Annotated in this window: 10 protein-coding genes; 5 read left to right on the plus strand and 5 right to left on the minus strand. The window is 57.7% G+C overall.

The genetic code is table 11. The features are described 5' to 3' along the window. Positions 1 to 198: 198 nt before the first annotated feature. Both E9677_RS23745 and E9677_RS23750 read left to right on the plus strand, forming a co-directional pair. On the plus strand, positions 199 to 936 hold the full coding sequence (locus E9677_RS23745; RefSeq protein ID WP_136560541.1) for a Crp/Fnr family transcriptional regulator: 738 nt from the start codon (positions 199 to 201) through the stop codon (positions 934 to 936). A gap of 457 nt (positions 937 to 1393) precedes the next feature. Beyond that, positions 1394 to 1942: a response regulator transcription factor gene (locus E9677_RS23750; protein WP_328591189.1), complete on the plus strand. Its 549-nt coding sequence runs from the start codon at positions 1394 to 1396 to the stop codon at positions 1940 to 1942. A 145-nt stretch (positions 1943 to 2087) separates the two neighbouring features. On the opposite strand, the gene E9677_RS23755 is transcribed toward E9677_RS23750, so the two are convergent. After that, complete coding sequence (locus tag E9677_RS23755) at positions 2088 to 3458, minus strand: glycosyl hydrolase (protein ID WP_205910193.1); 1371 nt, start codon at positions 3456 to 3458, stop codon at positions 2088 to 2090. A 72-nt stretch (positions 3459 to 3530) separates the two neighbouring features. Then, a complete protein-coding gene (locus tag E9677_RS23760; RefSeq protein ID WP_168801325.1) occupies positions 3531 to 4457 on the minus strand; it encodes a glycosyltransferase family 8 protein in 927 nt (308 codons plus the stop codon). Positions 4458 to 4640: 183 nt separating this feature from the next. Between E9677_RS23760 and E9677_RS23765 the strand changes: the two genes are divergently transcribed. The 3 genes from E9677_RS23765 (at position 4641) to E9677_RS23775 (ending at position 8204) form a co-directional block, all read left to right on the plus strand. Beyond that, positions 4641 to 5864 carry a glycosyltransferase family 4 protein gene (locus E9677_RS23765; protein WP_136560544.1) on the plus strand — a complete coding sequence of 408 codons (1224 nt, stop codon included), beginning with the start codon at positions 4641 to 4643 and terminating at the stop codon, positions 5862 to 5864. Positions 5865 to 5921: 57 nt separating this feature from the next. Next, on the plus strand, positions 5922 to 7304 hold the full coding sequence (locus tag E9677_RS23770; protein WP_136560545.1) for a hypothetical protein: 1383 nt from the start codon (positions 5922 to 5924) through the stop codon (positions 7302 to 7304). A gap of 225 nt (positions 7305 to 7529) precedes the next feature. Beyond that, complete coding sequence (locus E9677_RS23775) at positions 7530 to 8204, plus strand: sugar transferase (RefSeq protein WP_136560546.1); 675 nt, start codon at positions 7530 to 7532, stop codon at positions 8202 to 8204. A 1083-nt stretch (positions 8205 to 9287) separates the two neighbouring features. Here the strand turns inward: E9677_RS23775 and E9677_RS23780 are convergent. The 3 genes from E9677_RS23780 to E9677_RS23790 are packed head-to-tail and all read right to left on the minus strand — an operon-like array spanning position 9288 to position 13777. Next, positions 9288 to 10235 carry a glycosyltransferase family 2 protein gene (locus tag E9677_RS23780; RefSeq protein ID WP_136560547.1) on the minus strand — a complete coding sequence of 316 codons (948 nt, stop codon included), beginning with the start codon at positions 10233 to 10235 and terminating at the stop codon, positions 9288 to 9290. Then, on the minus strand, positions 10232 to 12550 hold the full coding sequence (locus E9677_RS23785; RefSeq protein WP_136560548.1) for an exopolysaccharide transport family protein: 2319 nt from the start codon (positions 12548 to 12550) through the stop codon (positions 10232 to 10234). The genes E9677_RS23780 and E9677_RS23785 overlap by 4 nt, the downstream gene beginning before the upstream one ends. A gap of 36 nt (positions 12551 to 12586) precedes the next feature. Then, positions 12587 to 13777, minus strand: a complete 1191-nt coding sequence (locus E9677_RS23790) for a polysaccharide biosynthesis/export family protein (protein WP_235883088.1) — start codon at positions 13775 to 13777, stop codon at positions 12587 to 12589. Between the last annotated feature and the right edge of the window lie 314 nt (positions 13778 to 14091).

The following is a 14091-nucleotide window of genomic DNA, read 5'->3' on the forward strand; positions in this document are numbered from 1 at the left end:
CGAACAATTTTTTGAACAATGACAGTGTGCGCAGCACTCTTCAGCCTGCCGTTCTCGCCAAGGAACATTCTTTTGGGCTTTCGGTTAACCTAAACGGGTAATCACCTTGGCAAAGTTCTGCAATGATTCTGATTACGCAGAGAAGTAAATGTGTTAAAAAATTGTTAGTCCGTGGGGTGCGGACATAGAGGCGATATCATGCGGCTGGATGATCATCTTAATATGCGTCAAGCATTGGCCTCGGAACACCGGAAGCCCGGTGCTAGGCCTACCCGCGCCAGCCTGCGCAACTATCCTGCCGGAACAACGATTTTCGACGTTGAGAGTCATTTGTCACGTGTCCTGTTCATAGAAAGCGGCTGGACGATATCGAGCAAGACGATGTCGAACGGTACTCGCATCGTGACGGATTTCTTCCTGCATGGAGATGTGCTCTCTGCGGCCTCGACGAGCATGTCGCACGAGACTGTCCATGCCGTTTCAGATGTCACCTGCTATGAATTCCAGGGGCAGATGTCCGGTGCCGGCAACGACGGTGGCTCGCAGCTGCCACTGATCATGACCATCGAACTGATGAAGCGCCACGCGCGCATTGCCGAACGCCTTGCCAGCATCGGGCGGCGGGATGCATTTGGCCGCACGGGCCACTTGCTGCTCGAACTCGCCATTCGCGCCGGAAATGCTTCCCGCCCTGGCTTGAACGGATTCGAGTGCCCTTTGAAGCAGTCAGAGATCGGCGACGCCCTGGGTCTGTCGACCGTTCATATCAATCGCGTCCTGAAGGAAATGCGGTTGGGCGGTCTGCTCTCGTTCCGCAACGGGATTGTCGAATTTCTCAACCGGCGGAAACTGATGGAACTGGTCGATTTCGACCCAAGTTACCTGACGGGTAGCAGTCAAGATAATACGAGCTTGCAGGAAATGGAGCAGCCTTAACTGTCTCGCGGCCGGTAATTGGCCTCTAGATCGCTGCTCTCGACCCAAAAGCCATCCAAAATTCGCTTGCATCGACCATAAAATGGCAGAATTACGGCTTCTTGGGTAAAGACTTAACTTAGGTTAATGCAATCCTAATAGAACCGTGAAAACTTACCCCTGTAATCTTAGGAAAATTCAAATCTGACAGCAGAGCTCCTTTCGGGGCGGGGTTTTATTTTGTCTTCGAGACGCTTGGTGGCTCGAAAAATACAGAATTGAGGGGTTTGAAATGGGTACATATGCGTCGACCTCAAGCAATACCAATAAGGTCACGAAGGCCGATATCGATTACATAAGTTCGCTGACGAGCAGCCAGGCGGCTGAGTCCAAGTCAGGCGAGTACATCCTCATTCTTGACAGCCGGGTGCTGGATCGCGAGTGCCTGTCTCGCAGCCTTTCAGGCTATGATCCGACAATGCAGATCGCGGCGGTCGGATCCGTCGAGGAATGGCGCAAGCGGCAGTTTGCGTCTGATCCGTCGGCAATTCTGCTCGTATTGACGGGAAACAAGCCCAACGGGGCGGTGGCCGCGGAAAAAATCGAGGATGTAACGGCAGCCTTCAAGCTGAGCCCTGTGATCGTCATCGCAGAATCTGACGATCTCGGAGATATTCTGAAGGCGATCGATTGCGGAGCGCGCGGATATATCCCGACGAGCGTTAACATCAGCGTGGCGGCGGAAGCGATCTCGCTTGCCCGAGCAGGCGGGGTGTTCATTCCCGCGAGCAGTCTGCTGGCAAACCGCGAGGCGCTGAACTCGGTGGTCAAAGGGGCGGGCTACTTGCACGAAGGCTTTACGCCGCGGGAAGTCGAAGTCGCAGAAGCGCTGCGCCGCGGGAAGGCGAACAAGATCATCGCCTATGAAATGAACCTTTGCGAAAGCACGGTGAAAGTGCATATCCGAAACATCATGAAGAAGCTGAACGTGACCAACCGGACGCAGGTTGCGTTCAAGCTGAAGTAGGAAATCCCGCTGCCGGTCCTCTGTGGTTTTCGGCGTATCGCTTTTTCGGGAATTGCAGCATCGGACCCCGTCGACCTCAAGGGTTGGGGGCTCCGTTGCTTTTTTTAAACACATCCATCGCCCCGAAGGGCCGGCAAGGCAGAAATCAAAATACGAGTTTCAGGACCAGTGGATGATCACTCACATTGAGCTCGATTTCCGACGTATCCTGGAACGTGGCAAGCGGTGTTTTGCCTTTGGTGGCGTTATACAGCTCGACCCGCTTCGCCTTTTCTCCGAGGCTCACCTTGACCGTGCTCTCGCCGACGAGCGCTTCGCCCCAGACGACCAATTGGAACGCGCCGTCGCTGTTCTGCAGCAACAGATCGTGGACCGTCTCGGGCTGCGGGCTAATTTCGTAGTCGAGCCGGTTAGGCGCTTCCCGGCGGCCGGCATCTGCGAGGATCCGGGTCAGATTGTGCAGGTAATGGGCTGCGAGCCGTGGGGTAAAGTCGGGCCGAAAGAAGCCGAAGGTCTGGTTGCCTTGTTCGTCCGTCCGATCGCGCAGGATGTAGACCGAGGTATAGCTGTAACCTCTGGCAAATTGCGAAAGGTAGACGTTCACCAGGTTCACGCCTTGCAGTTTCTCGTCCACCGCCCCACCAATGGCTACGCCGGTTTCGGTCGTCACGCGTGGGAGATCCAACAGTACGTCTTCCGAGTAGCCCTGATATCGGTTGGCCCACGTCTGTCCAAAGTTTCCATATAGGCCATCGACCGACGAGGAACTCGTCGGGTCAGCCGCATCCCATGTCTTGTTGTCGGCCGGGTGGGGCACGTTTGGATGATAGATGTAATTGTGGACGTTGGCATAGTCGGCGAAGCGGGTGCCGTCAGGCATCAAGGTCCCCGCATCCTGCGGAATCTCCAGGAATTGCAGGCCGGCATTGTCTGTCTGTGCTCCTGGCTCCGAAATCGACCATACGGGGTACTTCTTCAACACGGGGTCATTCTTGACCTTTCGATAGAGATCGGCGTGAAGCTCGGCCACGGGCAACCACGAATAGCGACCGCCGCCTTCCCGCCCGTTGTATGTCACGGGCCAGTTGTTCGGTTCATTGTTACCCTCGAAGGCAAGAAGTGCGTCCGCCTCAGCCAGGATTCGTCCGGTGGACAGGAGCAGATCAACGTCGCCGTTACCGCTGACCAGGCCCCAGCTGATCTTTACGCCGGCGTCCTTGTGGAGCCCCAAGAAACTGTCGAGTGTTAGGGGACCGTTTTCGCTAAGCCCTTCGATTCCGCCGCGAAGCCACCGAAAGCCGCCATAGCGGAGCATTTCGAGCGTCTTGTCATAGGGTTGCCCTCGGTCCTCGAAGGTGGAAACGACACCAATGCTGTCAAGAAAGGTAGCGGTGGGTTGCGCCAAGACGTCTGTCGCCGCTGCAGGAGTCGCGGTGGCGCCGATCGCCAGAACCATGGCAGTCAAAGTGGCACTCTTGCGGAGGTGTCCGGTTGTCCTGTCCTTTGCTTTCATCATCTAGTGCTCTCCTCGCTCACGGGGCCGTCCGCCATAGCCGAGGGCGTCGGCAATCCACCTGCGCCCGTGTGGTTAGAAGGGCGCAGGTCGATTGCGGCAAGGCGATAGCGCTGTGTCATCATAGTGCCAGTCGCAGACCACCCGGCGAATTGCCTCCGGATCTGTACCACGTCTCAGAACGGGCAGATAATAAGCCATTCGGTCCCCAATGGAGCGCAGGTGATAAGCCAAACGTCTGGGCAGGGAGATCTTTCGGACGAAAAGCGCCAGAGTAGGATAGGCCTTCAAGGTCGCGCTGTAGACAATGGTCTCCTTGCGAGAGCACGGAAAATAGACCCCGTCCCAAGGCTTGGGATGGGATGCAAAGTGAATGATAGTCGGTTGCTTGTCGGCGAGGTGGAGGAACTGCCTCGGGAAATTCCATCGATTCGATATGAAGATGACGGCATCGCCCGCAACGGAATTGAGAGCGCCCTGATCATGAAGGTGGCCTCCATGTTCGGTGAAATACCGAAACGCTGCGGGACCAATCCAGTCTGAGGGATCGAATTTCAGGACGCCGGAATTGAAATAGCCCTGTGGCTGTCCGGTGCGAGCCGCTTCCATGATCGACATGTAGTCCATGGCTGCCAGGATCTTGCCTCTTGGGATTTCCACCCTTTCCAGTGCCGAGATATCGCCGATAATCTGGGTGTCACCGTCGATATAGATGACTTGGCGGTAGTGCGCAGGAAGGAGATCGGAAAGTAGGAGGCGGCCCATCGCAGCGATGCTGATACGGGCTCCGAACTCCCGACGATCAACTTCGGCAAATTTCTCGGACAGGAATTGCGACCCATCAAGCAAGATGATGCCGGTCGATTTGCAGAAATCCACTGCTTCAGCCTTATGCTTGAAGCCTTCCGTGAGGACAATGACGATATCGGTCGACGAGGAAGCCGCCTTCCGCGCCTGGAGAGCCGAAACAGCAGTCGGGAAGAAATAATTCTCGTCGGTCACATAGGCGATGCATTGGGTATTCAAGTCGAAATCCCTTCATCTACTTCATCAAAAAGTACAAGTGATTCAGCACTCCTGCAATGACCGATAGGAGACTTTTACCCTCCGCAGGGTCGTGGTAAGCAATTGCCAGATAACCTGCCGACTTCATCTAAATGGGGGCGAGGTGCAGCTAGCCCGAACATGGGTCGTATTCAATTCGTCTGGGCGGCGAAGTTGGTTCCATTCTTGCCTCGGGTGAGCGCGATGTCATCAAGTCATGTTGATCAGCAAGCATCCGGGGCGAAACTGCGAGTCTTTGTGCATCTGGCCGAAAATAAGGATGTCGATCGCTGGAAGGCGGGCTGGGCGGATGGAAGCCTTGTTGGGGTCAATGACGACACACCATATGGATATGGTCGCGCAAATGCGCTCGGTTGCACGGTGTCCTTTTCCAAGGCTTGCCATGAGACGGTGGTCGGCAAAATGCTTCGCTATGGGGCGAGGCTGCTACTGGGTTTCGATTTTCTGCATGCCTGGCGTCAGCGAAAGGAGTTCCAGACAGCAGACGTCATCTGGACCCATACGGAATCGCAGTATCTCGCGGTAGCAGCTGTGGCGAAGCTCACCGGCAATGGGACGAAGATTATCGGGCAAACGGTCTGGCTATTCGATCATTGGAGCAATCTGTCTCTCGTCAAACGTCGTTTGTATTCCGCTCTGATCAAGCGGGTCGACGTTCTGACGTTCCATTCTCATTTGAACATGCAGGTTGCGGAAGCGCTGTTTCCCGCTGCTGATCTGCGTTTCGTTCCCTTTGGAATCCCGTCCGAGACAAAAGTTTTGCCAAGAGTGCTTCCGCAGAAACCTTTACGGATCCTCGCAGTCGGCAATGACAGGCATCGCGACTGGAAGACCCTGGTCGATGTCGTAAAGCGCCGCCCCGATCTCGCCCTGACAATCCTGTCCGGCTCCGTGCCTGGGCGGCTGGTCGCGGACATACCCAATGTCGATGTCCGGTTGGCGAAGTCGAATCTCGAGCTGAAGTGCGCGTTCGCCGCTGCAAACGTCGTCTGTGTGCCTCTGCAGGAAAACCTGCATGCCAGCGGGATCACGGCCATCGAAGAAGCCGTTCTGGCCGGTGTTCCCGTGATTGCATCCGACACGGGCGGGCTTCGGCACTACTTCTCCGACAGGGAAATCCGCTACGTTCCCGCGGGAGACCAATCTGCCTTGCTGGACGCCCTGATTGAAATTCTGGAATGCCCCGAGAGGGCCTGCCAGATGGCAATTCGAGCGCAGGGACGGATGGGGCGTGGCGGGTTGGGCGCGGACGAATACATTCTCAACCATGTCCGGATCAGCCGCGATATCCTTCGCACGTGGCAGAGTTCGGCGACGGCGCAGGCTACGAACAGAATGGTGTGATCGGCAGACTGGCATTCGTGCTGAAGGTCGTTTTCTGCCACAATGGAAAGGGCATGGATGGGTATCGAGCCTATCGGTATCGTGACGTTGTTGATCGGTATGATTTGCCTCTTGCGGGGCAGCGGTCCGACCGTCATCGCATTCGCGATTTTTCCGGTGCTCGGAGGTGCCGCAGCATTGTTGATTGGCTCGACGGGCATCCAACCCGGGCACTTCTTTCTTGTGTTCCTGTTGCTCTCGACGCTATGGTTGCACGGCAATCCGAGCTTTGTGATCGACCGGGCTTTCCGGTCGCAACCATTTATCTGGCTGGTCTTGCTGGTGGTCTATGGCGTGCTCGCCGGCTATTTTGCACCGCGCCTGTTGCAAGACACGACGACAATCGTGCCACTCGGTGCAACGGCCGGAGCCAGCATCAACGGCACGATTCCGCTGGGCCCGGTCAGTGGCAACTTCACCCAAGCCGTCTATCTTATTGCGGACCTCGTGACCTTCAGCCTGATCCTGGCGATCGCTTCAACCTCGCAGGGTTTTAGACATGTCACCATCGGATTACTGGCTTTTGGTGCCGCGAACGTGTTCTTCGGGATTGCAGATCTCATCAGCCCCGGCACGCCTCTTGCCGACCTCTTCGCCTATATCCGGAACTCCACCTATACGTTCCATGCCGACGAATCGGTCGCAGGAATGCGACGTATTATCGGCTCCTGGCCCGAGGCCTCGTCCTTTGCCGGCGTCAGCATGGCCGTGGTTGGCTATTGCGGAACATTATGGATCTGTGGCCGGCACAGCAAGGTGAGCGGGATCCTCTTTGTCGTCTCCTGCATCCTGATCGTCCGCTCCACTTCATCTGGAGGGATTGCCGGCCTGCCAATCTGCCTCGCCATTCTCTATGTCACCAGCTTGTTCCGCAGCGGTGGCTCGACCGGGACGCGGGCCAGCTTCGCAATCGTTCTTGCGTTTCCGATTGCAGCGGTACTCTTCGTCTTCGTGCTGATCCTGAGCGGAGATGTCTACCGCCTGGTCTACGATTTCATTGATGTCACCATCCTCAGCAAGCCGACGTCTCTGTCTGCTCTCGAGCGAGGGAGCTGGAACGCTTCCGGGATATCGAACTTCTTCGATTCCTATGGTTTGGGGGTTGGTCTCGGCACGGTCCGAACCTCGTCCTTTGCCGTGGCGCTGCTGTCGAATGTCGGAGTGCCGGGAACGATGTTCTTCCTACTCTTCCTTCTGACAGGGGTCCTCTTGCCTCGCGGAATACCGCGAAGCTACGAGGCTGATGTCGGGCTTGCCACCCGAAACGGCTGCCTCTGCCTGATCCTCGGAGCGCTGATTTCCGGATCGACTGTTGATCTCGGCCTGATTTTCTTTGTAATGGCCGGACTATGTAGTGCCGTTCCCCTTGGTGTGAGAGTGCCGGCGTCCTTGCCAGCCTGATGCATGCCGGACCGGAAAATCACCACTTCCAGATTTCGGAACGAGCGCTCACTTCATCCTCCGATCCCGGCGGCACCTGCACCGGTGCCGCGCCTTCCGCTGCACTCGCCTTTTCGGCCGAGGATCAGCGTTGCATCTACCCCTATCGGTCTAACCGCTGCCTCCCTGGATCAATTGCTTCCGGGCAGTTTGAAAGGCAGCTTAGGGATATCGAAAGGACAGGTAATGTCACTGTATTCAGACAATTTTGCCCAACGTGACGCTGAACTTGTGACACCGCCGGAAATCTCGCGGCGGAGCATGAAGCGTATCGTCGATATTGTCTTCTCGCTGCTCGCAGCCCTCTTCCTCTTGCCGGCTCTGGTGGTCATCGCTATCGCCCTGCTGCTGGTTGACGGCCGGCCGATCATATTCCGCCACAAGAGGATCGGTCGCGGCGGTCGGTCCTTTTCCTGCCTGAAATTTCGCAGCATGCGCAAGGACGCCGACAAGGTCCTTGCCGACCTTCTGGAGACGGACCCGGTTCGGCGGCAGGAATGGGAGGATAGCCAGAAGCTAAAGAAGGACCCGCGTATACACTGGCTGGGCAGGCTTCTCCGGATCTCCAGCCTTGACGAATTACCCCAGCTTTTCAATATTCTGGCGGGCGATATGAGCATTGTGGGTCCAAGGCCGATCGTTGCCGAGGAACTTGAGCGGTATGGCCCAAACCTTCACTGCTACCTTGCAATGACGCCAGGCCTAACCGGGCTCTGGCAAGTGTCTAGGCGGCCGGACACGTCATACGAGGAACGTGTTCAATTCGATGTCGACTACTACAATTCGTGTTCGATGCGTACGGATGTGACGATCATCATGAAGACGATCCTCGTCGTCCTTTTCGCTCGAAACGACCTCTGAAAAGGCGCTCAGAGCGCCCAATAGGCCAAAGCTACCCAGCAGCTCAGGCAAAAGAGAAGGACGAGCCATCTGAGTTGGAGTCTCAAAGCAATCTCGCTCATTGATAAGCCTCTCGCCAGCGCCGAGCCTTTAAGATCCCCGATGACTGTACCGAGAACATCCGACCCGTCTTGGCCTCCTTGAAAATCGAATTACACCGAAAAATGGTCAACAAAGTCTGAAGTCATCCCGATCCTGAACGCTGCGAGAGGGAAGCCGACATGAATTCCTACTGCGGATACCGTAGAAGACGAATAAGGCAGGAATGCCGATGGTAAGAATATTCGCCGAGGCTTGCACGTGGCTTTCCCGAAACGAGGTATCGGGCGAAAGCGTGATGGCCAAGCGGTGTTCAGCATTGCCATTTGACGTTTCCTCTCGGAGGTGGTGATGCAGGTCAGCCAACTCGCAGCCTTCATGATTGCCGGACGCGTTGTGACTTCAACGCGCTGATCACGTTGCTCGTCGTCTTCGTCTCGGACGGCTGGCGGGAGTTCGTGATGAAGACAGAGAATGAAGATCCGACCTCAGTAGCGGTCCGGAGCAGAGGGTGCTTCCCTGTGTCGGGGGCGTTACGCCAGCCAATCGTCGTCCTTCTGAGGATGATCTCCGACGCGCTCAGGCTGCTGGGTTTCCTCGGATTGGGGCTGATGTGCTATCGTGGCCGTCCTTTTCCGAGCCCTCACTCGGAACCTCCCCGCATGCACCTCGTCTGATCCTAGAGACGCGTTCCGCCCGCCCGGTATCCACTCGTCACGCTTAAGTGTGTCGGACGCGCATGTGAGGTGTGATGAGGCAATCTTTTGCAGGATCTCGAGCGGTCGGCTATCAGCAGGTTGCCCCTTGGTCATCATCTGTACTGTCGCATTGCGTCTACACGCATACGGGAGTCGGCGCCGCGCAAAAGCGCCGCGTTTACGTCAGGTTGGAAGTCCGGCGGTTGAAGTGATGACCGTGGGGTCTGCGGCGTTAGAAAACCCTATTTCCGGATCATTGCTTGCCGCCTCAATTGTTACCGGCTGGTCGAACAGAGATCCGGCCCGCTTAGTCCATGTCGCGAATGTTCTGCGGTGACAGTCGTCCCCTCAGGAAGTCAGCGATTGCGAGAAAGTTTCCCTTCAGCCGCCCCCGGCGATCGACCCACGGTTCCGGCCGCCAGACTTTGACGATGTTGGAGGCCAAGTTGCGGGTCATCTGAAGAAGCGCATGGCGCAAAGTCATCCTTCGTTTGCCCAGCAGATAGATTGGATTGGCGATCTGCGAATAGCCGAGGCGCTGACCGTTCATGCGTCCTTTCTTGGTCCCCAAATGTACGCCGAGCAGATGTGGGGAGGCGACGACTCGGCCAAAGCGGGCGACAGCACGGCTGAAATCGACGTCTTCCAGCCAGCCATAGAGGGGCAACTCCTCGTCAAAGCGCAGCTTGCAGATATGCACCGTAGACATGCGAACAGCCATGTTGCATCCATAACCGGTGTAAGTCTCACGTATGGAGAGGCTTTCAGTTGGGGCAGGCGCATCGCGCACGGCCGCCAGTCCCTCATCGACTGAGATTCCCGGACCGGTCGCACCATCGGCAAGCACGGTACCGGTCATGACGTCGACATCGGGATTCCGAAGGAACAGCCTTTCCACCTCGGCGATGTAGCTCGGTGCAAGTAAGAAATCATCGTCGAGGAATAGGATGATGTCGGCGTTTGGCACCGCGTCGAGGATCGCGTTCCGCTGCCGGCAGAGGCCGCGCTCCGATTTCAGGAACTGGACAGGGAAGGGCAAGCTGGCTAATTCTGCCATGTCGACGTCGTCGGATGTCGGCGCGCAGATCACCAACTGTTCCGGTTTTCGAGCCTGGCGCGCCAGATGTGGAACAACGGCCGAGATGATGTCGCGGCGTCCGGAGCTCGGTATGCCGACTACCACAGTCAATCCGGGAAAGAGCTTTGCGTTATTCAGTGGCGAGAGCGACTTCTGCTTCATCGTTTCCACGTTCATCCGAGCATGCCCCCGGTGAAGGCAGATCGGTGTACATTGCCGGCGCTGCTGCGGTTCGAGATCACGCCGAGAAGGGAAATCCGGGAACGGCCGAAGGATTTGAGCGCCTCGGTCAGCCGTTCGATGGTCAGTTTGCGGCTGTCGCCGATCACCAGGATGATGCCGTCGACATGCGAGCAGATCGCCCGCGTATCTGCAGATTCCTCGAAACCGGACATGTCGACGATGATCAGCTTGTATTGCGTCCGCAGCTTCGCCAAGGCCTCTTTCAGGGCTGAAAGGTGCCCATAGCGATAAGGGGCGATCGCAAGGCGGCGCGTCTGCTCGACGGTCAGCAGGGGAACCGGGACAGCCGTATCCTCTGAGCCGTAGTCAGGGTCGTGATCGATCACGACCCGTTCCGGGTGGCGCGAAGTACGAGGGAGGCGCGACACGGTGGCGCCTTCCGATGGTTCGCCGAGCATGGTGGAAGCGATCGGTTTTATCGCGAAGTCGGGTGCCGCGTTGTAGGCGAGCCTTGTCAGTCTTGCCGAAACAAAGTCGGCATCGACCAACAGGACCGATTGTTCCTCGTTCTGGTACAGTTGGGCGAGATTGGTGGCGATCGTCGTCTTGCCTTCGCCGCTTCCGACCGAGGTTATGCCGACAACCATCGAGCCATCAGCCGGGATCAGCGAGTCGAGCGAGTTCTTCACCCCACGCAATGCTTCGGAGAAGGCGGAATAGGGCGTGTCCAGGATGGCTCTCAGTGGCAGAATGGTGGCCGGTAGGCCGGCTGCGGGTTCGCCCGCTCTGCCATCCCGTCGGTAGATCGGAACATGTCCCAGCGAAGCCAGGCCGAGTTCCCGCTGGAGGCGTTCTCCCGACCCTGCACGGCGATCCAGGACATGGCGGCTGACGGCCGCGAGCAGGCCGAAGGACATGCCCAGAACCATTGAGAAGGGCAGAAGCACCGAGGGTTTGGGCCAGGTGCGGCTAAGCGGTTCGGTTGCTGCGGTGACGATGCGTGCCTTTCCGAGCGGGAAGGACTGGGTCTGAAAGGCGCCGACAAACTGTTGCAGTATGCTCTCGTATATCTGTCGATAGGTGCTTGCGCGGCTTTCGATTTCGGCCAGCTCCACGCGTGCGATGTTCTTGTCCGCCCCCTGACGGTTGGCGCTGGCGAACTGCTGCTCGGCCAATGCCTCCCTGCTCCTAGCGATTTCGAGGTTCGAGCGATACAGCGCCTCGACCTGACGCAGTTCGTGAACGAGGCTGGACTGGATCCTGGCAATATCGGCCGTTGCCGCCGTGATGGCCGGATTTCCGGCGGTGTAGCGCTCCTTCAACCCGGCGAGGCGTGTTTCCGCGAGGCGCATTTCCTCACGCAACTTCATGAGCTGCTGATTATCCACGAGTTCCGGCAGGTTTGCATCGGTCGAGTTGTTCTCGATCAGGCTGGTGAGCGTGGTCAGCTTTGCCGATGCATCTGCCGTTGCAGCGCGTGCGGTCAGCATCTGACTGCTGACCTCCGACAGTTGTTGCTGATCGAGCGTGGTGGCGTTTGCCATGGCAGTGATGTCATGTTGGTTCCGATATTCTTCGGCTGCAAGGGCCGCCTCGCGTGCCTTTAGACCGACCTCCATAAGACGGCTTTCCAGCCACAGTGCACCTTGTTTCGCGGCGGCGGCGCGATCATTCATGCCATTGCGGATGTATGCCTCGGCAAGCGCATTGGCCGTCCTCGCTGCCTTTTTTGGATCTTCTGAGTGATAGGCGATTTCAATCACGTAGGATTGGCCGATCTGGCGCACCGACACGCGGGACAGAAAGCCCTCCATAGTGCGCCGCATGCGCTCCTCTTCCGTCTGCTGTGTCTCATCCGTGCCGCTCCCGCCGAAGACGAAGTTGGCGGCCAAGGCCAAGTTCCGGCGGAGGGCTCCATACCAGGACGAGCTACTGACGATCTCCGGGTCATTCAGGAGACCGAGCCTGTGTATGACGTCGGCGGCAATGGCCTCCGACTTGACGATCTCAACCTGGCTGGCGATTTCCGCCGCCTCGATGATCACCGTGCCCGTGGCCGCGTCCTGGGACAGGATGCGGCTCTGCTCCGGGTCGATGACGAGACGAGCTTGGGCTTCGTAACTCGACGGCGTTTTGGCGATATAAATGACACCGAACAGAAGCCCAATGGCAGTCGACAGCGCAATCAGCCGGGCGTTGCGGCGCAGGAAGTTGACCAGATCACGGAACGTCAGCATTTCCGATCCCAAGGCTTCCCCTCGGTCAGGTGCCTGACGGCCGTCGATCATTGCAAGCTCGTGGATTGCCATGCGCTCTATTCCTTGTCCGGTCTCGGGATCCAATGGTCATTGTGAAGGCTGTCCGACTGCAGACGGAGTGGCACTGGCAACGGTGGCAGAGATGTCGTAACGCACGTCGAGTACGTCGCCCGGTGCAAGTTCTGCTGATTCCGGCAGCTTCAGAGGGATGCCGTCTCCATCAGCGCGGGTTACCCAGTATTCCAAGGCCTGCGTGTTTGTTGCAACGCGGGCTGTATCCCGGGAGATGGCCGCACCTGTAGCCTGCAACAGTGCGATTGTTGTGTTGCGCTTGAGTTTCGTGTCCTCGAACTCGGCGACAATCTCCTGAAGCTCTCGACCGGCTTCCGTGCGCTGTTGCCCCTTCAGGGCAATCGCGTCGCGCTCCGTTTCGCTGAGTTTCTGCCTGGCGCGCATGGCGGCGATCACGAGGTCGAGCTTGTCGCTGCTCAAATCCGCCACTACGCGCTCAAGGGCTGTCTCGCGCGATTTCGCGAGCGTGCCAGAATCGACGAGCGACGAAATGCTCGCCAGTTCATCTTCGGCGATTGTTATCTGGCGGTCCTGAACAGCCGTCTTCTCATTCAACACGTTGACTTCATTCTGAAGCTGAACTTGGAGTTCGGACAGCGAGGTCAACTGGCGCTTCAGCGCTTCGGCCCTGGCGACGAAGAGATCGGTCTCGCTCTGGACGAAGACTCTCCCGGCGCTTCCATCCAGAGCGTTGACGAGTTCCGGTGGGAACTCGATCTTGGTGCGCTCCGCTAGTTCCGCCTCAAGGCGCGCGCGCCGTGCCATGAGCTGGTTGAGCTTCAGATCGAAGCTGTTGAGTTCGCCGGCATATCGCAATTGTTCGAGTTCGCGCGAGCCATTGGCGTCCGTGCGCCGTTCGCGCCCACCCGCCATGGCGACGGCCTGCGTCACCGTGAGGCCTGGGCGATATTCCAGCTCGCCGGCTCGCTCGACGGAGCCCGACACATAGAACATCGGGTACCGAACGACTTCGACCGATGCAGCCGGGGATTCCGCCAGTCCCGTTTTTTGCTTGAGAAGTGCGCTGATCTCGCCTGCAACCTGACTCGGCGTTTGGTTCGCTACGGAAAACTCACCAAGCAGAGGGATGGCAATCGTATTGGACGGAGACACGACATACTGACCGTTGAGCGGGGTCCATTCTTTGTACTCCCCGGTGGACGCAATCCACTCCACGATGGTCACCCTCAGCTGGGTCAGTGGCATCAATGGCACCTCGGCCGCAAGGCTGCCCGTGGCCGGCAGACAAAGTAGACCTGCGACGGCGAGCCAGAAGATTTTCGACGATGGCCTTCCGGGCCTCGATCGCATTGCAGTGGTTGGTTTCGGCATGGTGCGGTCCCATCATTGTCGTAACACCGCCAACAGGACTCATCCCGGGCTCAAGGTCTTTTAAGCACCATCATCGCGGCCTGCTGTCCCGAGTAAATTCCCTCCCCCTCTTCACGAGCTAGTCACTTTTGGTAGGAGCGACTACGCCCCCACTCCAATTGGATGAGGTGGGAGCCCTTCATACCTCT

It is taken from the genome of Peteryoungia rhizophila, from assembly GCF_004912145.1.
Classification (GTDB): Bacteria; Pseudomonadota; Alphaproteobacteria; order Rhizobiales; family Rhizobiaceae; genus Allorhizobium; species Allorhizobium rhizophilum.